At 70.5% G+C, this 20,212-nt stretch carries 11 protein-coding genes and 1 pseudogene; 10 read left to right on the top strand and 2 right to left on the bottom strand.

All coding sequences use genetic code 11. The annotated features are described in order from the left end of the window. Positions 1 to 78: 78 nt before the first annotated feature. Positions 79 to 4,140 (bottom strand): molybdopterin-dependent oxidoreductase, encoded by a 4,062-nt coding sequence (locus ACZ60E_RS16515; RefSeq protein WP_469441219.1) that lies wholly within the window; start codon positions 4,138 to 4,140, stop codon positions 79 to 81. Between the two features lie 476 nt (positions 4,141 to 4,616). Here ACZ60E_RS16515 and ACZ60E_RS16510 point away from each other — a divergent pair, with 476 nt between their 5' ends. The 6 genes and pseudogenes from ACZ60E_RS16510 to ACZ60E_RS16485 all read left to right on the top strand — a co-directional run. Then, complete coding sequence (locus ACZ60E_RS16510) at positions 4,617 to 5,006, top strand: cell division protein SepF (RefSeq protein ID WP_328493403.1); 390 nt, start codon at positions 4,617 to 4,619, stop codon at positions 5,004 to 5,006. A gap of 122 nt (positions 5,007 to 5,128) precedes the next feature. Continuing rightward, entirely contained in the window at positions 5,129 to 6,442 is a 1,314-nt protein-coding gene (locus ACZ60E_RS16505) for an AAA family ATPase (protein ID WP_469441058.1), read from the top strand. Continuing rightward, positions 6,439 to 6,765, top strand: coding sequence for a nucleotide pyrophosphohydrolase (locus ACZ60E_RS16500; protein WP_385830917.1), 327 nt, complete (start codon positions 6,439 to 6,441; stop codon positions 6,763 to 6,765). Before ACZ60E_RS16505 ends, ACZ60E_RS16500 begins: the two co-directional genes overlap by 4 nt. Before the next feature lie 280 nt (positions 6,766 to 7,045). Continuing rightward, positions 7,046 to 7,507: a DUF6099 family protein gene (locus tag ACZ60E_RS16495; RefSeq protein ID WP_384798450.1), complete on the top strand. Its 462-nt coding sequence runs from the start codon at positions 7,046 to 7,048 to the stop codon at positions 7,505 to 7,507. 171 nt (positions 7,508 to 7,678) lie between these two features. Then, positions 7,679 to 8,599 (top strand): LLM class F420-dependent oxidoreductase, encoded by a 921-nt coding sequence (locus ACZ60E_RS16490; protein ID WP_384798447.1) that lies wholly within the window; start codon positions 7,679 to 7,681, stop codon positions 8,597 to 8,599. Positions 8,600 to 8,755: 156 nt separating this feature from the next. Further along, a pseudogene (locus ACZ60E_RS16485) lies at positions 8,756 to 10,187 on the top strand (3' terminal RNA ribose 2'-O-methyltransferase Hen1); the annotation flags it as partial. On the opposite strand, the gene ACZ60E_RS16480 reads toward ACZ60E_RS16485, so the two are convergent. Continuing rightward, a complete protein-coding gene (locus tag ACZ60E_RS16480; protein ID WP_469441216.1) occupies positions 10,071 to 10,325 on the bottom strand; it encodes a hypothetical protein in 255 nt (84 codons plus the stop codon). The pseudogene ACZ60E_RS16485 and the gene ACZ60E_RS16480 sit on opposite strands and share 117 nt — an antisense overlap. Between ACZ60E_RS16480 and ACZ60E_RS16475 the strand changes: the two genes are divergently transcribed. The 4 genes from ACZ60E_RS16475 (at position 10,324) to fxsT (ending at position 20,164) form a co-directional block, all read left to right on the top strand. After that, on the top strand, positions 10,324 to 12,888 hold the full coding sequence (locus ACZ60E_RS16475; protein ID WP_469441055.1) for a polynucleotide kinase-phosphatase: 2,565 nt from the start codon (positions 10,324 to 10,326) through the stop codon (positions 12,886 to 12,888). The two genes, ACZ60E_RS16480 and ACZ60E_RS16475, sit on opposite strands and share 2 nt — an antisense overlap. 196 nt (positions 12,889 to 13,084) lie before the next feature. Continuing rightward, on the top strand, positions 13,085 to 14,587 hold the full coding sequence (locus ACZ60E_RS16470) for a VMAP-C domain-containing protein (RefSeq protein WP_469441051.1): 1,503 nt from the start codon (positions 13,085 to 13,087) through the stop codon (positions 14,585 to 14,587). After that, positions 14,584 to 15,693 (top strand): AAA family ATPase, encoded by a 1,110-nt coding sequence (locus tag ACZ60E_RS16465; RefSeq protein WP_469441048.1) that lies wholly within the window; start codon positions 14,584 to 14,586, stop codon positions 15,691 to 15,693. Before ACZ60E_RS16470 ends, ACZ60E_RS16465 begins: the two co-directional genes overlap by 4 nt. After that, positions 15,638 to 20,164: an FxSxx-COOH system tetratricopeptide repeat protein gene (gene fxsT, locus ACZ60E_RS16460; RefSeq protein ID WP_469441046.1), complete on the top strand. Its 4,527-nt coding sequence runs from the start codon at positions 15,638 to 15,640 to the stop codon at positions 20,162 to 20,164. Before ACZ60E_RS16465 ends, fxsT begins: the two co-directional genes overlap by 56 nt. Positions 20,165 to 20,212 lie beyond the last annotated feature (48 nt).

Here is a 20,212-nt window from a genome sequence, read left to right as displayed (position 1 = left end):
CCTCAAGGGGCTGCGCCCTTGAGTCGCGCAGTTCCCCGCGCCCCTTAAGGGGCTGCGGCCTTGCGGGGCGAGCCTGGGTCAGTACACGTCTCTGACGTATCGCTTTTCCGTTGCCAGCTGTTTGACGTATGCGGTGGCCTCCGCCTCGGGTAGGCCGCCGTGGGCGACCGCGATGTCCCGCAGGGCCCGGTCGACGTCCTTGGCCATGCGGGAGGCGTCGCCGCAGACGTAGAAGCGGGCGCCGTCCTGGAGCCAGGACCACAGCTCGGGTCCGTGTTCGCGCAGCCGGTCCTGGACGTAGACCTTGGCGCGCTGGTCGCGGGAGAAGGCGGTGTCCAGCCGGGTGAGGGTGCCGTCGGCGAGGAAGCCGTCCAGATCCTCCTCGTAGTAGAAGTCGGTCGCCCGGTGCTGCTCGCCGAAGAACAGCCAGTTCGGTGCCCGGTGCCCGAGGGCCCGCCGCTCCTCCAGGAATCCGATGAAGGGTGCGACGCCGGTGCCGGGCCCGACCATCACCATCGGGGTCGCCGGATCGGCCGGAGGCCTGAAATGTGGAGACCGCTGTACGAACACGGGTACCGGTGTCCCCGCCTCGGCATCGGCGAGAAAGGGCGAGCAGACCCCGCCGCGGGCCCGGCCGCCCAGATTCTCGTACCGCACGACGGAGACCGTGAGTGACACGTGGTGCGGGTCGGTGAGCGGGCTGGACGATATGGAGTACAGGCGGGGCTGGAGCCGCTTCAGGACGTCGGCCCACTCCTGGGCGCTCGCCCGCACCGGATGTTCGGCGATGACGTCGACGGCCTGCCGTCCCCAACTCCACCGCGCCAGGCCGTCCTTGTTGTCGGGCCGGAGCAGATGCTTCAACTCCCGTTTGTCGCCGGTGCGTTCGGCGACGAAGCGCAGCAGATCCGGGGAGAGCCGGGTGATGTCGAGATGCCGTACGAGGGCGTCGGTGACGGAGGTGTGCCCGACTCCGTTGACCTCGACGCCGGTTGAGGGGTCTAGCCCGGCCACGTCCAGCCATTCCCGCACCAGGGTGGACGAGTTGAGCGGCCGTACGCCGAGCGCGTCCCCGGCCTCGTACGTCAGCGGGATGTCACCGTTCCGGGTGTCGAAGGTGAACCGGCGTACTTCCTTGCCCGCCCCGGGCAGGCTGAGCAGCCGGTTCCCGACGAGCCGGGCGGTGACGGCGGCGGGTTTCCGCGACGCAGAAGACGCGGGGGCCGGTGCGGGTTCCGGGTCGGCTGCGAGCGCGCCGACCACCTGGTCGAGCCAGGCCCGCGCGGACGGCTCGTAGTCCGGCTCGCAGTCGGTACGCGGAGCGAGCCGTACCCCGCCCAGCTCGTCCAGCCGCTGGTCGAGCCGCCGTCCGTGCCCGCAGAAGTCGTCGTACGAGGAGTCGCCGAGCGCGAGCACGGCGTAGCGCACGCCGTCCATGCGGGGCGGCTCGGGCGACTCCTGGGCCAGGGCCGCCCAGAACCCGGAGCCGTTGTCGGGCGCGTCCCCGTCGCCGAACGTACTGGTGATGAGCAACAGGTCGGCCCCCGCGGGCAGTTCACGCGGGTCGGCGTCGTCCATGCCGAGGAGTGTGGCCTTGTGCCCACCGGCGACGAGCTGTTCGGCAGCCGCACCGGCGAACCCCTCGGCGTTCCCGGTCTGCGAGGCCCAGAGGACGACGACTTCGCGGACGGGGGCGGCGGCCTCGGTGGCCCGCGGGGTGTCGGCCGCACGGGAGTACATTCCGGCGAGAACACCGTTCACCCAGAGCGCGTGACCCGCGTCGAAGGGCGCGTCCGCCGGAAGCACGGGCACCCCGGGCGAGCCCGCGGGCAGCCCGGCGAGAAAGCCGGTGAGGTAGTGGCGCTCGGAGGCGGAGAGGCGGGGCGGGGGGCTGGGCTCCAGCCCGAAGATCCCTTCGGCCCCCGTACTGTCAGCTCCTCCGGCGCGCGCAACCTCAGCCCCTCCGGCGTTTGAGGGGCGGAGGTCCGGGAGTAGCGCCCCCGATGGGGTCCGGGGCGGCGCCCCGGTGACGGGAAGGGGCGGGGTGGGGGAGGAAACCCGGGTCAGAGCCACCGCGCACACCTTCAACTCCGGCTGGAACGACACAGGATCAACGGCGTCACTGGTGACGGCATTGACGCTCAGGTACTCCCCGAACAGGTCGTTCCAGTGAAACGGCGCGAACAGGTTCCCTGGCTGCACCCGGTCCGTCACCACCGCAGGCAGTACGGCCCGCCCCCGCCGAGAGGCGACCTCGACCCGGTCTCCGTCACCCACCCCCAGGGCCGCCGCATCCTCCGGATGCACCTCCACGAACGGCCCGGAATCAAGCTTGTTGAGTTTGGCCACCCGCCCGGTCTTGGTCAGCGTGTGCCACTGATGCTGAAGCCGCCCGGTGTTGAGCACGAACGGAAAGTCGTCGTCGGGCAACTCGGCGGCGGGCAGATGCGGCCGGGCATGGAACACGGCCCGCCCGCTCGCCGTAGGAAAAACAGGCCCCTCGTCCCCGGCGGACGACCCGACATACCGAATCGGATTCCGGTCGGGCCCCTCCACGTCCGCAGCCGGCCACTGCACGGAAGTCCCGCGCAACCGCTCGTAGGTGACCCCGCGCAGATCCCAGCCCGTCCCCGGATTCCAGGCCCGCTTGATCTCCTCGAAGATCTCCTCCGCGCTCGTGTACGAGAACCCCTTCTCGTACCCCATCTCGCAGGCCACCCGCGCGATGAGCCGCCAGTCCGCGAGTGCCTCGCCGGGCGGGTCCACGGCGGGCCGCGCGAGCGTGAGGTTGCGCTCGCTGTTGATGAGCACGCCCTCGGTCTCGGTCCACATCGCGGCGGGGAGCACGACATCGGCGTACGCGTTGGTCTCGGTCTCGGCGAACACGTCCTGCGTGACGACGAATTCGGCGGCTTCGAGGCCCTCGATGACCGTCCGGCGGTTGGCCACCGAGGCGACCGGATTGGTGCAGATGATCCAGCAGGCCCTGATCTCGCCGTCGGCCATCTTCTGGAACATCTCGACCGTGCCCCTGCCGACCCCGTCCTTGCGGAGGGTGTCGGGCGGCAGTTCCCACAGCTCCTCGACGAAGGCACGTTCGTCGTCGACGAGCACGGAGCGCTGCCCCGGCAGACCGGGCCCCATGTACCCCATCTCGCGCCCGCCCATGGCATTGGGCTGCCCGGTGAGGGAGAAGGGGCCGGACCCCGGACGGCAGATCGCGCCGGTGGCGAGATGCAGGTTGACCAGGGCGTTCGTGTTCCAGGTGCCGTGCGTGGACTGGTTGAGGCCCATGGTCCACAGGCTCATCCACTCGCCCGCCTCGCCGATCAGCCGCGCGGCCGTGCGGATGTCGTCCTCGGGGATACCGGTGATCTCGGCGACGGCGGCGGGCGGGTAGTCGGCGAGGAAGCCGGGCATCGCCTCCCAGCCCTCGGTGCGGGCCGCGATGAAGGCGGGATCGGTGTGCCCGTTCTCGTGGAGCAGATACAGCAGCCCGTTCAGCAGGGCGAGGTCCGTGCCCGGCTTGATCCGCAGATACAGATCGGCCTTGTCGGCGGTGGCGGTGCGCCGCGGGTCGACGACGATCACCTTCGCGCCCGCCGACTTCACCCGGTCCATCATCCGCAGGAACAGGACCGGATGGCAGTCGGCCATGTTCGAGCCGATGACGAGGAAGACGTCCGCCGACTCGAAGTCCTGGTACGAGCCGGGCGGCCCGTCGGCCCCCAGCGACAGCTTGTAACCGGCACCCGCGCTCGCCATGCACAGCCGCGAGTTGGACTCGATCTGGTTCGTCCGTACGAAGCCCTTGGCCAGCTTGTTCGCCAGGTACTGGGCCTCCAGGCTCATCTGCCCCGAGACGTAGAAGGCGAAGGCGTCCGGGCCGTGCTCGTCGATGACCGCGCGCAGCCGCCGCGCGGTCCCGGTGATCGCCGCGTCCACGGACACCGGTGCGGGCCCGGCCCCGCGGTCCTCCCGTACGAGCGCGGTGGAGAGCCGCCCCGGCGCCGCGAGCATGTCCGCGGTGGTCGCCCCCTTGGTGCAGAGCCGGCCGCGGTTCGCCGGGTGCGCCTTGTCCCCGGACGCCTTCAGGACCGTACGCCGTCCGTCGGGGCCCATGCCGATGTCGAGGACCATGCCGCAGCCGACACCGCAGTACGAGCAGACCGTGCGCACCTGGGAGGCGGGGGAGGACGGGGACGCAGAGGAGGGCGAGGGTGTGGGGGAGGACGAGGACATGGGGGAGGTCGTGCTCACGCGCTGCCCTTCGCCGGCTTTTCTCGGGGGCTCCGACTGTACGAATTGCCCGTTACGCCTGTGTCACATGGTGTGATCTTGAGGCGTTACGCCCGTCACACAACGGCAGTCGGCCCGGTGTGAGGGGTGGGTGCGCGGGGCAGCGCGAAGACCGGTGTGAGGGCCGGTTCGAGGGCCGGTTCGAGGGTTCAGCAGCCTACGGCGGTCGGCTGCGGACCGTGTCGCATTCGGCCGAACAGGTGACCATGCGCAACAATGGCCTGACAGTGGCCCGTGCAGGCAATCAGCACGATTCCGGGCACTGCTCAGGACAGCAATCAGGACAGCAATCAGGGCACGACAGGCGGGGGGAGCCGGTGAACAGCCACGACGTCACCGATGAACAGTGGGAAGGGCTCGCCCAGGTAGTTCCTCTGCGCGGGCGCGATGCCTGGCCGTCGGCGGTCGGCCATCGGGCGCTGCCGGACGCGGAGACCGAGACGCGGCGCCGTTTCGTGGTGCTGCGCATCAACATCTTCGCGGACGCCCGCGAGGTCGCGGAGACCCTGATGGCCGGAATTCCGGTTCTTCTGGATCTCACCAGCGCCGAGACGGACGTCGCCAAGCGTGTACTCGACTTCAGTACGGGTGTGGTCTTCGGCCTGGCGAGCGGGATGCACCGGGTCGACAAGAACGTCTTCCTGCTGACGCCGCCGGGTACCGAGGTGGCGGGGCTGATGCAGGGGGCCGGGATTCCCGGCGTGTGACGCTCCCGGCGCGGCCGTGTTCGGCGCGGGCTTCCGGCAACCTCTGCGACCGGGTACCCCGATCGTAGGAAGGTCCGCGGACGAAACGGTTCCGCCTCCGGGCGGAGTCCTACGGTCCGGATATGACCGTGTCTCCCCGCGTTCCCCGTCAAGGCGAAAAGATCGCGCAGTTCCCCGCGCTCCTGGGTGGGCCGGCGTCCCCCGTGAGGGGCGTGGGGAACGGCGCGGCCGACCACGACGAAGCCGCAGAACCGCGCAGGCCTCGGGTGCCTCGCGCGGAGGCGGTAAAGGCGGCAGAAGCGTCTCGTCCCGACCGGCCGTGCGTCACCGAGTTGCGGTTGTCCGCGTTCGGGGTGCACCGCGGGGCCGGGTTTCCGCTCGGGCCGCTCACTTTGCTGTGCGGGCCCAGCGGGAGCGGCAAGTCCAGTGCCCTGCGGGCGTACGAGGCACTGGCCCGGCTCGGCGGGGGCGCCGAACTCGGCGAGGTGTTCCCGGACGCGGCCGACTGCGTGCCCGAGCGGGCCCGCCCCGATGCCCAGCGGCGCCGCGGCTTCCGTATCGGCTGCACGGCGGACGGCCCCGAGGGCCCCGTACGACTCGATGTGGCCGTACAGGCCGAGCCCCGACTCCGTATCGTCGGCGAGCGGTTGACCGCCGGAGGGCGCACCCTGCTGGAGTCGGCCCTGCGGGACCCGGCCCGCCGGGCGGTGCAGGCGGCCTGGCACACCGCGGGCTCGTCCCTCGTGACGAGGGCGCCGCTTCCCGACGACCGGCTCGGCACCGCGCTCCTGCCGCTGCGGGTCGCGGGCCGGACGGACGGCCAGCGCCAAGTCCTCGCCGCAGCCGAGCAGATGGTGGTCGCGCTGCGGTCGGTCTTCGTGTGCGACCCGCTGCCCCGCGCCATGCGCGCCGACGCACCGCTCGGCGCGGGCAGACTGCTGCGCGGCTGCGGCAACCTCGCCGAAGTGCTCTGGCGTACGCGTTCCGAGTGCGGTCGGCGGCACGGGCTGCTGGTCGACGCGGTGCGGGCGGGGTGCGCGGGCCCGGTGTACGACGTACTGGCGGAGCCCGGGGCCGACGGAACGGGTGCGGGCGGCACGGTCCGGGCGCTGCTCGACCGGGGCGACGGACTGCGGACACCGCTCGGCCGCCTGGGGAACGGGGAACTGCGCTACCTCGCGCTGGCCCTGGTGCTGCTCACCGGGCCCGGCGTCCTGGAGGTCGACCCGGCGGGCGAGGTGCCCGCGGCGCTGCAGACGCTCACCGTCCTCGTCGACGGGTTCGACCGCGATCTGGACGCCCGGCAGCGCGAAGGGCTCGTACGGCTGGCGGCCCGGATGTGCGAACGGGGACACATCCGGCTGGTGGGAGCCGTGAGCGACGCGTCCTGGGCGGCTGAGGTCGGCGGGGTGACGGTGGTAGACCTTGCACCGTGACCGAACTTGATGTGGCGACCCTGCAGCGCCGACTGGCCGCGTTCGCCGCGGCGCGGAACTGGGAGCCCTACCACACGCCCAAGAACCTCGTCGCCGCACTCAGCGTGGAGGCGTCCGAACTCGTCGAGATCTTCCAGTGGTTGACGCCCGAGGAGTCGGCCCGGGTGATGGACGACCCGAAGAAGGCTCCCCGCGTACGGGACGAAGTCGCGGACGTGCTCGCGTACTTGCTCCAGCTGTGTGACGTCCTCGGGGTCGATGTGCTCGCGGCGCTGGACGCGAAGATCGACCGGAACGAGGGGAGATTCCCGGTGGCGGAGTGACGCACTCCGATCGGCCCGGTCGGCCGACTGCCGTCTGCCACCGACCGCTCGGCTCTGCCAACTCGACCAACTGCGCCAACTTCCCCCCTGTATGCCGAAAAGTGGACCAACAATTCCGATTGTCACTCTCCGGAGTTGTTGATCTGCTCATATTCGATTCCGTGTCCGCAGATTTCAGACTTCCTCTGGCTTTTCGTCCCGAGTCAGCTCACTCTGGGTAGTGGCAGGCGGAGTTCGGGCAGGCGTGTGCACAACGCGTCGGGACAGACGGGGACAGCGGATGGATGCGGTGCGGCTCATCGGTGCGAGCAGGTGTGCCCTGATGAGGAGCGGCGACGCCTCCGAGACGATGGCCGAGGCCTGGCAGGCGCAGGCCCTCGCCCAGGCGATAGGCAGTCGGCTGGCGGTGTCCGGACCTCCCGAACTACGGGGAGAGGCGCTGGGGTTGACGGAACTGGCCGGTCGGGGGTGCGGGGTGCTGGGCGCTCCGGCCCTCGATGTCAGCCTCTTGCGGGCGGCGCAGCTGACCGAGCTGGGGGATGCGCGAGGGGCGCTTCTCGAACTCGGCGGGTTGCTGGGAGAGGTGGGGATCGCGCTGGTGGGGATAGCCTGCGGGGCTGCCGACGAGGGGACGTACTGGCAGTGCATGGAGGCGATCGACGCGGCGGACGAGTCGCGGGACCGGGTGCTTGAGATGCTGCGAAGACTTGCGGTGCGGGATCAGGGGGCGGCGGCGGGGTAGTGAGCGGGGCGTTTTCCCTCGCCCCCGCCGCCCCTGCCCTTCCCGTCACTGTGTCCTCAAACGCCGGACGGGCTGGAAGGCACACGGCCGACGGATTTCACCCGACCGGGGACGCGGGCGACCGGCGGTACCGATGGCGCCGACCGGCGCACCACCGTGCAGGATGGAGGCATGGATCTTCGAATCTTCACCGAGCCCCAGCAAGGGGCGACCTACGACACCCTGCTCGCCGTGGCGAAGGCCACCGAAGACCTCGGCTTCGACGCCTTCTTCCGCTCGGACCACTACTTGCGCATGGGGTCCGTGGACGGGCTTCCCGGGCCGACGGACGCCTGGATCACCCTCGCCGGACTCGCCCGCGAGACCAAGCGGATCCGCCTCGGCACCCTGATGACCGCCGGTACCTTCCGCCTGCCCGGCGTCCTGGCGATCCAGGTCGCCCAGGTCGACCAGATGTCCGGCGGCCGGGTCGAACTGGGCCTGGGCGCAGGCTGGTTCGAGGAGGAGCACAAGGCGTACGGCATCCCGTTCCCGAAGGAGAAGTTCGCCCGCCTGGAGGAGCAGCTGGCGATCGTCACCGGCCTGTGGGAGACCAAGCCCGGCGAGACCTTCTCCTACGACGGCACCCACTACCAGCTCACCGACTCGCCCGCGCTGCCCAAGCCCGCGCAGTCCAAGGTGCCGGTGCTCATCGGCGGCCACGGCGCGTCCCGTACGCCGCGTCTCGCGGGCCGGTACGCCGACGAGTTCAACATGCCCTTCGCGTCCGTCGAGGACAGTGAGCGCCAGTTCGGCCGGGTGCGGGCCGCCGCGGAGCAGGCCGGCCGCAAGGGCTCCGACCTCGTCTACTCGAACGCCCTCGTCGCCTGTGTGGGCAAGGACGACGCCGAGGTGGCCCGCCGGGCCGCGGCGATCGGCCGTGAGGTGGAGGAGCTGAAGGCCAACGGCCTGGCGGGCTCCCCGGCCGAGGTCGTCGACAGGATCGGCCGTTTCGCGGAGATCGGCTCCCAGCGGATCTACTTCCAGATCCTCGACCTCGACGACCTGGACCACCTGGACCTCATCTCCTCCCAGGTCCAGTCCCAGCTCTGAGCGTTTGCGCGACGGGTGCCCCGCAGGGGCGCGGGGCCGCCGACGGCCCCGCGCCCTCGAAAATCCCTGCGTGCGGCAGAAGGGTTCGCTGTACGTTGGGCGGGCGCGCGGAAACGGCAGGTTTCCGCAGTTCAGAAGACGTTTCGAGGCAGACCAGTGTTCCTTGCGATCAGTGCGACCGGCGCCCCTGAGCGCCCTGCGACCGACCTCGGCCATCTCCTGCACAAGCATCCTGATAAGGCGCAGGAGTTCTCCACCTCCTACGGCAAGGCGCACGTCTTCTACCCCGAGGCGAGCCCGGAGCGCTGCACGGCGGCGCTGCTCCTGGAGCTGGACGCGGTGGCACTGGTCCGGCGCGGCAGGGGCAAGGGCCGCGGCGGAGCGCCGGACGCTGCTCTCGCGCAGTACGTCAACGACCGCCCGTACGCCGCCTCCTCGCTCCTCGCCGTGGCGCTGAGCAGCGTGTTCACCAGCGCGATGAAGGGCAGCTGCCCGGCGAGGCCGGAGCTGCCCGCGCGCCCGCTGCCCCTGCGCATCGAGGTGCCCGCACTGCCGGCGAGCGGCGGCCCCGGTCTCGTACGCGCGCTGTTCGAGCCGCTCGGGTGGACGGTGAGCGCGGAACCGGTGGCGCTGGAAACGGAGTTCCCCGAGTGGGGCGACTCGCGGTACGTGAGCCTCGTACTCGAAGGGGAACAGCGTCTCGCCGACGCGTTGCGGCACCTGTACGTCCTGCTGCCGGTGCTCGACGACGCCAAGCACTACTGGGTCTCCTCCGACGAGGTGGACAAGCTGCTGCGGGCCGGGGAGGGCTGGCTGTCGGACCACCCGGAGCAGGAGCTGATCACCAGCCGCTATCTGGCGCGCCGTTCGACGCTCACCCGGCAGGCCATGGAGCGGCTGGAACTCGTACGGCTCGCGGAGACGGACGACAGCGCGGTCGAGGAGATCGACAACGCCGTCGACGAACGGACGGACACCGAGGAGGCGCCCGTACCGCTCGCGGTCCGGCGGCGGGAGGCGATCGTCGCCGCGCTGCGGGCGGCCGGTGCCGCCAGGGTGCTCGATCTCGGCTGCGGACAGGGCCAGTTGGTGCAGGAACTGCTCAAGGACACGCGGTACACCGAGATCGTCGGGGTCGACGTGTCGATGCGGGCGCTCACCGTCGCCGCGCGGCGGCTCGGCCTGGACCGGATGGGGGAGCGGCAGTCCGCGCGCGTCACCCTCGTCCAGGGCTCGCTCGCCTACACCGACAAGCGGCTCAAGGGGTACGACGCGGCGGTGCTCAGCGAGGTCGTCGAACACCTCGACCTGCCGCGGCTGCCCGCCCTGGAGTACGCGGTGTTCGGTTCCGCGCGCCCCAGGACGGTGATCGTGACGACCCCGAACGTCGAGTACAACGTCCGCTGGGAGACCCTCCCGGCAGGCCATGTCCGGCACGGCGACCACCGCTTCGAGTGGACGCGCACCGAGTTCAGGGCCTGGGCGGGCGAGGTGGCCGAACGGCACGGCTACGGCGTGGAGTTCGTACCGGTGGGGCCCGACGACCCCGAGGTGGGCCCACCGACCCAGATGGCTGTTTTCGCACTGCGCGCACAGGACACGCGCGCACAGGACACGCGCGCACAGGACACGCGCGCACAGGACACGCGCGCACAGGACACGCGCGCACAGGACACGCGCGCACAGGACACGCACGTTCAGGACCCGAAGGAGGAGAAGGCCGCATGAGCGACAACGAGACCGAGGTGCGTACCCTGCCCGTCACCGACCTCTCCCTCGTCGTGCTGATCGGCGCGTCCGGGTCGGGCAAGTCCACCTTCGCCCGGCGGCACTTCAAGCCGACCGAGGTGATCTCGTCGGACTTCTGCCGGGGCCTCGTCGCCGACGACGAGAACGACCAGAGCGCCAGCAAGGACGCCTTCGACGTCCTCGGCTACATCGCGGGCAAACGCCTCGCGGCGGGCCGGCGCACCGTCGTGGACGCGACCAGCGTGCAGTCGGACAGCCGCAGGCAGCTGATCGAACTGGCCAGGAAGCACGACGTACTGCCCATCGCCATCGTGCTCGACGTGCCCGAGGAGGTGTGCGCCGAACGCAACGCCGCGCGCACCGACCGCGCCGGCATGCCGCGTCGCGTCATCCAGCGGCACATCCGTGAACTGCGGCGCTCGCTCAAGCAGTTGGAGCGCGAGGGCTTCCGCAAGGTGCACGTCCTGCGGGGCGTCGAGGAGGTCGAGACCGCCGAGGTCCGTACCGAGAAGCGGTACAACGACCTGACCCACCTCACCGGCCCCTTCGACATCATCGGCGACATCCACGGCTGCGCCTCCGAACTGGAGTCACTGCTCACGAAGTTGGGCTACGCGGACGGCGTGCACCCCGAGGGGCGTACGGCCGTGTTCGTCGGCGACCTCGTCGACCGCGGCCCCGACTCCCCGGGCGTCCTGCGCCGGGTGATGTCCATGGTCGGCTCGGGCGACGCCCTGTGCGTACCGGGCAACCACGAGAACAAGTACGGCCGCCACCTCAAGGGCCGCAAGGTCCAGCCCACCCACGGCCTCGCCGAGACCATCGCCCAGATGGAGCACGAGAGCGACGAGTTCAAGCAGCAGGTGCGGGAGTTCGTGGACGGACTGGTCAGCCACTACGTCCTCGACGGCGGCGGCCTCGTCGTCTGCCACGCGGGCCTGCCCGAGAAGTACCACGGCCGTACGTCGGGCCGGGTGCGCTCGCACGCGCTGTACGGCGAAACCACCGGCGAGACCGACGAGTTCGGGCTGCCCGTGCGCTATCCGTGGGCCGAGGACTACCGGGGTCGGGCGGCCGTCGTCTACGGCCACACGCCCGTGCCGGAGGCCACCTGGCTCAACAACACCATCTGCCTCGACACCGGAGCCGTGTTCGGCGGCAAACTCACCGCGCTGCGCTGGCCGGAACGCGAACTCGTCGACGTACCGGCCGAGAAGGTCTGGTACGAGCCGGTCAGGCCGCTGACCTCCGAGGCGCCGGGCGGCCACGAGGGACGGCCGCTCGACCTCGCGGACGTACACGGCCGCCGCGTCGTCGAGACCCGGCACGCCGGCCGCGTCTCCGTGCGCGAGGAGAACGCCGCCGCGGCCCTGGAGGTCATGAGCCGCTTCGCCGTGGACCCCCGCCTGCTGCCGTACCTGCCGCCGACCATGGCGCCCACGGCCACCTCGCGTGTGGAGGGCTACCTGGAACACCCTGCCGAGGCCTTCGAGCAGTACCGGGCCGACGGGGTCGAGCGGGTCGTGTGCGAGGAGAAGCACATGGGGTCGCGGGCGGTGGCGCTGGTGTGCCGGACCGCGGAGTCCGCGCGCGAACGCTTCGGGACGACGACCGGGGTCACGGGCGCGCTGTACACCCGTACGGGCCGCCCGTTCTTCGGTACCGATGGATCCGCCGCGGGTGCCTCCCTCACCGAGGAGATCCTCGGCCGGGTGCGGGACGCGGCCACGGAGGCCGGTCTGTGGGAGGAACTGGAGACGGACTGGCTGCTGCTCGACGCCGAACTGCTGCCCTGGTCGCTCAAGGCCTCCGGCCTGCTGCGCTCGCAGTACGCCGCAGTGGGCGCCGCAGCCGGGGCGGTGTTCCCGGGTGCGGTGGCCGCGCTGGAGAGGGCCGCCGCGCGGGGCGTCGAGGTGGGCGACCTGCTCACCAAGCAGCGGGAACGGGCCGTCGACGCGGCTGCCTTCACCGACGCGTACCGGCGGTACTGCTGGCCCACGTCCGGTCTGGAAGGAGTGCGGCTCGCCCCCTTCCAGCTCCTCGCCACCCAGGGCCGGAGCCTGGCGGCCGTACCGCACGACGAACAGCTGGCCCTGATCGACCGGCTGGTGACGGCCGACCCGTCCGGGCTGCTGAGCACCACCCGCCGCCTCTTCGTCGACACGGCCGACCCGGCGTCGGTCCAGGCCGGGATCGACTGGTGGCTGGAGATGACCGGCCGCGGCGGCGAGGGCATGGTCGTCAAACCCGTCCGGGCGGTGGCCCGCACGGCCAAGGGCCGACTGGTCCAGCCGGGCATCAAGTGCCGGGGCCGGGAGTACCTGCGGATCATCTACGGGCCGGAGTACACCCGCCCCGAGAACCTCGACCGCCTGCGAGGCCGCTCCCTCAACCACAAGCGCTCCCTCGCGCTCCGGGAGTACGCCCTGGGCCTGGAGGCGCTGGACCGGCTCGCCGACGGGGAGCCGCTGTGGCGGGTGCATGAGGCGGTGTTCGGGGTGCTGGCGCTGGAGTCGGAGCCGGTGGATCCTCGGTTGTAGGCATCCGATGCCGACAGGCAGGCGGCGCGGCGGACCAGTCGCGCCGCAACCGCTGCACGCGCCCTCAAGGGCACCTGGTTAACCGTGAGTTGCCATGCTATCTTCGCAGGTCGATCCAGCAGGTGTACCGACTCATGGGGGACAGTCGGTGGGGACAGGCGCGGGATTCGGCGAGCCCGGGAGCGATCCCGGCCGTGTGCGGGGACTTGAGCTGCTGGCCGAGCTGACGGAAGCTCTGTGCGAACTGAGCTGCCTGGACGACGGACAGACCCGCATGCAGTTCGGCCAGGTGCTCGGAGAACATCTGGGCAGACCCGTCGAGGCGCGGGGCATCAAGCTCCGCGACGACGCAGCCCTCTTCGCCCGCGTCGCATTGAGCGTGACAGGCGGTGAACGCGTACTCCTGTTGGTGGTGCGGGTTTACGAAGGTCCCATGGCGGCCACCGAGTTGGAGCGGCTTTTCTCCCCGGTGGTCCGCTCGGTGCCGGATGCGATGCCCTCCGGCCCGCTGTCCAGGGAGGACCAGCGCGCCGCGCGCAGCCGCCTGGACGCGGCAAAGGGCGCAGTGCCATCCATACGATTACGGGACGAACTGGTCCTGGAGCTGAACGGCCTCGACCTGCCGATGGGGCTTTCCGTCGGTCAACTCTTCACCTTCACCGTTGAGTTGAACGTCCAGTCGGACGGCCTTCCGCCCGCCGTCCTGCTCATGGACCTGGCGGCCGCACTCACCGAGACGTCCGATCACCGGACCGCCCTGGCCGGCTGGGCCAAGGAGTGGGCGCAGGAGGCGGACCTGTCCGAAGAGCTGGAGCGGCGCCGGGTACGGCGTGCCGCCGCCGCGTACGACCCGGAGATCCCCCGCTGCCTGGTCGTGTCCGTGGAGCCCGCGCGGGACGGATCGGATGAGGTCATGGTCCGTTCCTGGCTCAACACGACCCGCGGCCGGTGGAATCCGCAGCCCGGCGAACCCGGGACCACCCGGCTCGACGCCCTCGGGCCGGCCGTCGAGCGGGCTCTGTGCCAGGGAGCCCGTCTGTGGACGACCGACCACGACGCGTCCTCGGGTGGACGCGAACGGATACCGCCGTACGTGGAGTTCGTCCTTCCGTATGACCTCCTCAACCACGATGTGGCCGGGTTGATGCTCCGGATCGGCGACGCGGTACCGCAACCGCTCGCGCTGAAGCACCCGGTCCATCTACGCAGCCTGGAGCGGATGCGTACCACCGATGTACGGGTCCGGCAGCAGTGGCAGGAGCGCTGGCGCGGCCTCGGTGAGCGCGGGGTCGTGGTGCACGGCTGGAGCGAGTCCGATGTCAGGCGGCTGGACGAGTGGGGAACCGTGCTGGCCGGGGAGAGCGGTCACACGGCGGTGGTCATGGACGCTCCCGGCTCCGCTTCGCCTCTGGCCGCACTCAAGGCTGCCATCGCCGAGGGGATCGGGCTTGCTCTGTGGGATCGCCGGGGTGTTTTCCTTGAGGAGCGGCGGGAAGTGCTGACTGCCGTGTTCGCGTCAGTGCCGACGCCCACGCAGATTCCCCTGGCCATCCACCGTCTTCGCCTCAAGGCCGCGCTCAACGACAGCCGGCTCCTTCTGCTGGGGCGTCACGTCGCCTTCTTCTGGGACGACCCGAATCGTCGCGTCGACTTCCACGATGACCTAGACCTTCCCGCCGGCAAGGAGGCACCGACATGACCGAACTGGAGCAGACGGCCCCCAGTGACTGGCGCGTCTTTCACGCCACCGGACGTGCCCCTGACGCGTCCCCTTCCCGGCTGCCCGAGCCTCCGCCGTGGCGGCGGTTCCGTGGCGGTCCGCCCCAGCCGGCTCCGCCGGACGACACGGAGGCCGCCCTGCGGAGGCTGGGGACCAGCGGCGTGATCCAACAACTCGGCGCCAAGGAGACCGACATCGTCAACGCGGCACTGGTGCTGCGCCGGCCACTGCTGGTCACCGGCCCTCCCGGCATCGGAAAGTCCACCCTCGCCTATCTCATCGGGCGGGAACTCGGTCTGGGGCGGGTCCTCGAATGGGGCATCGTCAGCCGCACCACCCTGCGCGACGGCCTGCACACGTACGACGCCCTCGGACGCGCACAGGCGATCGCTGCGTGGCGGGCGGGACTTCGCGGTGAGGATGCGGCGGAGTTCGACGACGGTGCCGACGACACGGTTCACGGGACTGCCGCCGGGAGGGGGCGCGCGACCTCGGGAAACCGTCAACAGGCACCAAAGCTCGGGGAGTTCATTACCCTGGGCGCCCTGGGAACGGCTCTGCTGCCCTACGATCGTCCCCGTGTCCTGCTCGTGGACGAGCTGGACAAAAGCGATATCGACCTGCCCAACGACCTGCTGCACGTGTTGGAGAACGGAAGCTATGAGATCCCGGAGCTGGTGCGCGACGCCGCCGAGTCGGCCGTCGTGCACACCAGTGACCCGGGCGGACATGCCGTGGTGCGTGACGGCAGGATCGAGTGCCGGGAGTTTCCGGTCGTCGTGATCACCAGTAACGGGGAGAGGGAGTTCCCGGCGGCGTTCCGCAGGCGCTGTCTCCCGCTGGAACTGCAGTCGCCCACGCGGGAGCAGCTTCTGGCCATCGTGGTGAGTCATCTGCGGGAGCTTCCGGAGGGTGCGGAGTCCCTGGTCGACGAGTACCTGCACCGGGTGGGGGGTGGAGGTACGCATTCTCTCGATCAGTTGCTGAACGCGGTGCAGTTGACTACTCTGAGTGGTTCCCAGGTCGACAGTGCCGGGCGTAAGCTCGTTGAAATGCTCCTCCGCGATCTCGCGAAGGGCCGCTGAATTGACCGGCGTTCACTGGCAGCGCTCATCCGGGCACGGCGACGGGCCCCCCATCACCGGGGCGTCGTCCCTCTCAGCGTTGCCCGAAGCCGACGCGGACCCTGCACCGCACTGGAAAGAGCTGGCCGACGCCGTATGGCTCGCGGCCCACTGGGAACGCCACGCGCGGCACGGTCCCGACACGGGCGACGGTGCCGGTAGCGGTGATCCTGCCGCACGGGGTCCGGTCGGCACCACTGTTCGGCTTCCGCACGGCGGCCCGTCGGCCACCGACCTCGTACAGCAGCCTCCCGAGGTCGCTTCCGGTGACGGGGACCGCTCCGGTGACCCGTCGCTCCGGCCCGTTTCGTTGCCGGGCGGTGCATTCGGGGACGCGGTGACGCGGCCTCAGCTCTTATCCGATCCCGAGGGGTTCGAGGTCCTGCGCGTCGGCGGGCCCCTGCTGCCCGACGTCGAGGCGTCGTCCACAGGGCCTGGACCGGGCAGGGAGACGGCCCGACTCGCGCGCGCCTTGCACGGGCTCGGCCGCCGGGTACCGTCCCGGCTCACCAAAGAGCTGGACGAGGAGACCACCGCTGAGCGAGGAATCGTCGACGGGCTGTGGCTGCCCTTCCTGCGACCGGCCCTGACCTCCTCCTTCGACCTCGTTCTGCTGATCGACGACGCGCCCACCATGCGGATCTGGAGCGACTGGACCACTCGGCTGGCGCAGGCGGCCGAGGAGAGCGGGGCCTTCCGCGCCGTGCGCGTCGTCCGGGTCGCGGTCCCGCGCGCCGGAACGCCGACCGTGCGCCGCGGCACGGACCAGGCTCCGGCCGACCCCGCCGAACTGCTCGACGGAAGCGGCGATCGCGTCTTCCTCGTCGTCACCGACGGTCTGGCACACGGCTGGGCGGGGTCCGCGGCCGACGCGCTGCTCAGCCGGCTGGGCCGGGCGGGCCCCACCGCGCTCGTCCACCTGCTGCCGCCTCACCTGCGCCACCGCTCCTCGCTCGACCCCCATCAGGCGCTGCTTGCCGCCGGGGGATTCGGCGCGACCAACGAGAGCCTGGAGTACCGGCCGCCCGCTCTCGGCCCCGACCCGATGCGTCCACTGCCGGAGAGGGGCGACGGGGCCGTTCCCGTACCCGTGCTGTCCCGCAAACCCGCGTCGATCGCCGCCTGGGCCGATCTCGTCACGGGAATGCACGGGGTGTCCCGTGAGCTGCCCGTGGTCCTGGCCGGCACCCTCACGAAGGGGGCGCCCGCACCGGGACTGGACGCCCCGCGACACTTCGGCGCCGCGCCGGACGCGGTGCGCCGCTTCTTCGGTCTCGCGTCTCCGGCGGCGCGCCGGATGGCATCGCACATGGCCGCCATGCCCTTCGACCTGGAGCTGGTCGACCAGTACCGCAAACGTGTCACGCCGACCACCGGCGTCGACGATCTCGCCGAGATCCTGATGGGCGGTCTGATCGACTGGAACGGGGCCGGTGACAGGCAGCCGGAGTTCGCGGAGGGGATCAGAGAAGAGCTCCTGGCGACCGTGACCCGAACCGATCTCCACCTGACGGTCGACGCGCTGAGCGGCTTACCGGCGGCCGGCGAGCAAGGCGTCGCGCTGCGCGACGCACTGCGTGATCCGGAGGGCGCCGCGCTGCCCGATCCGACGGAGCGGGCCTGGGTGCTGGCCCAGTTGGCCGCCCTGCGTGCCCTGTCCGGTCCTCGTTACTCCGAACGTGCACAACGCATTGCACCGCAGATGCGACGATTCGCGGCTGCTGTAGCGAAACCTCCTGTTGCTGGTGCTTCGTCCGGTGCGGGATCGGGCAGTGAGAAACCCGAGTCGAGAGTCCCTGATCCTGATCCACCTGGAGAGCTTGTGGCGAGCCCGGTTACCGAAACATCCCTACCCGAGTCCCCGGAGGCTGAGCCCCCCATGACGAGCAGCACGGCCGGAACGCCGGCGACCGGAACACCGGTGATCGGAACACCGGCTCTCATGGTGAACGTTCCGCTGCGGAACACCTCGTTCGTGGGCCGGACGGAGCTCCTTCAGGCGGTGGAGAGGCGGCTGGACACCCAGGACACCGCGGCTGTGCTGCCGCACGCGCTGCACGGCCTGGGCGGGGTGGGGAAGTCGCAGCTCGCGCTTGAGTACGTCTACCGTCACCAGCGGGAATACAACGTGATCTGCTGGATCCCGGCCGAGCGGGAGAGCCTGATCCTGACGGCACTCGCGGGTCTGGCCGTCCGTCTGCGGGTGACCCCCGCGGGGCAGGACGGAAGCAACGCCCCGGCCGCCAACACGGCCGTACCCGCTGTCCTCGAAGCGCTGCGCACGGGATCGCCGTACGACAAATGGCTGTTGATTTTCGACAACGCCGAGAATATCGAACTGGTCCGCCGCTTTTTCCCCGGGAACGGCCCCGGGAAGATCATTGTCACGTCACGGAACCCCGAATGGGAAAGGGTGGCGGCGCCTCTTCAGGTAAATGTGTTCGAGAGGCAGGAATCGGTCGAGCTTCTTCAGAAGCGTTCCCCGGACCTCTCCGTGGAGGACGCCGACCTGCTAGCCGAGGCCCTGGGAGACCTGCCGCTCGCCGTGGAGCAGGCGGGAGCCTGGCGCGCGGTCACGGGGATGCTCGTCGAGGACTACATCGATCTGCTGGACCGGCGCAGTCCGGAGATCCTCCACCTGGACCCGGCCCCCGACTACCCGGTCTCCGTCGCCGCGGCGTGGGACATCTCGCTGGAGCGGATCAAGGAGAACAGCCCCGGAGCGCGAGAACTCCTGGACATCTGGGCCTGTATGGCCCCCGAGCCCATTCCGCTCTCGCTGCTGCGCAGGAGCCGCGGAATCGACATCTCACCCCACGTCGACCCCATTCTCGGCGAGGCCATCAAACGCGGCCGGGCCATTCGCGCCCTGACCCAGTTCTCCTTGGTAAAACTGGACCTCCGAGCCAACACACTGCAGATGCACCGTCTGCTGCAAAATGTGCTCCTCGCCAAGCAGGGGCCCGAGGAACGTGAGCGTATGCAAAACGCGGCCCACCAGCTTCTGTCGGCGGCCAAACCCGGCCACTACGCATCGTCGCAGGAATGGCCCGCCTATCAGGCGCTGCTGCCGCACGTGCTGAGCTCTCAGGCTGTGACGAACACGGACACGGATGTTCGTGAACTGGTCTACGACACCGCGCTGTTCCTCTACTTCTGGGGTGACCACGAAGGTGCCGCCGCCCTCGCGAGGCAGGCCCACACCGCGTGGCTCGACGCCTCCGGCGAGGAGGACATCCACGTCATCCGGATCTCGAAGATCCTGGCGTTCCTGCTGCGTATCGTCGGTGAGGCGGACGAGTCCACCCGGCTCAACGAGAAGGCGCTGGAGCTCTCGCGCCGAGGGGTGGTCGAGGAGGAGGACCTCATCGACTCCATGATCGAGCTGGCCGACGCGCGACGCTACCAGGGCAGGTTCGAGGAGGCCCGGGACCTCGGCCAGGAGGCCACCGAACGTGCGCGTGCCCAGTTGGGGCTGGACGACGAGATCGCGCTGCGGGCCGCGCACAGCTGGGGCGTGGACCTCCGGCTGTGCGGCCAGTTCCGCGAGGCGCTGCCCATGGACCAGGAGACGGCGCGGCTGCGCGAGGAGATGCTCGGCCCCGCCAGCTCTCTCACGTTGAACACGCTCAACGGCCTGGCGCTCGACATCCGCGAGAGCGGGGACTACCCCGGCGCCCGCGTGTTCCAGGAGGACGTGCACCGCCAGGCGCGCGCCGCCCTCGGTGACGACAACCCCCTCACGCTGCGCATCGCCGGTCACCTGGCGGTCTGCCGACGTCGTGACGGTGCGATCGCCGATGCCGCCAAGCTCTCCGACGAGACCCTGCACGCTTTCGTGGCCGGGTACGGGAGCAGCCACCCCGAGTCCCTCGCGATGGCGATCAACGTCAGTGTCGACCGGCGTCTCGCCGGCGACCTGGACGGTTCGCGGGCGCTGGGCGAGTCGACGCTGGCCGGCTGCACGAAGCGCTTCGGCTCCGACCACGCCTACACGCTGCTTCTGCAGGCCAACCTCGCCGCCACACTGCGCGGTCTCGGGGATCTCGCCCTCGCGCACAAGTACGAGGCCGACGCCGCCACCCGGCTCGCGCGGACACTCGGAGCCCGCCATGTGACGACACTGACGCTCGGCATCGGTCAGGCGAACACGGCATACCAGCAGCTGGAATTCGAGCGGGCCCGCGCGATCGACGAGGCCAATCTGCCGCTGCTGACCGAGGTGGCGGGAGCGGAACACCCGCTCACTCTTGCCTGTGCCTCGAACCTGGCACTCGACCTGAGGGGGCTGGGACGAGTGCCGGAGGCGGACGAGATGGAGCGGCGAGCGGTACAGGGCTTCGGGCGAGTGGTCCGGGAGGACCATCCGTGGCTCGTCGCAGTCCGTCTGCGCCGTCGGATCGAGTGCGACATCGCGCCGATGCCGCTGTGACACGGCGTCCCGGGCGGTTCGGCACGCCGTGCCGTCCGGGACGGGACG

This window comes from Streptomyces sp. NPDC102514 (assembly GCF_055584525.1).
The sequence above is the reverse complement of the archived record's forward strand: the minus strand, read 5'-3'. Positions and strand labels throughout refer to the sequence as shown.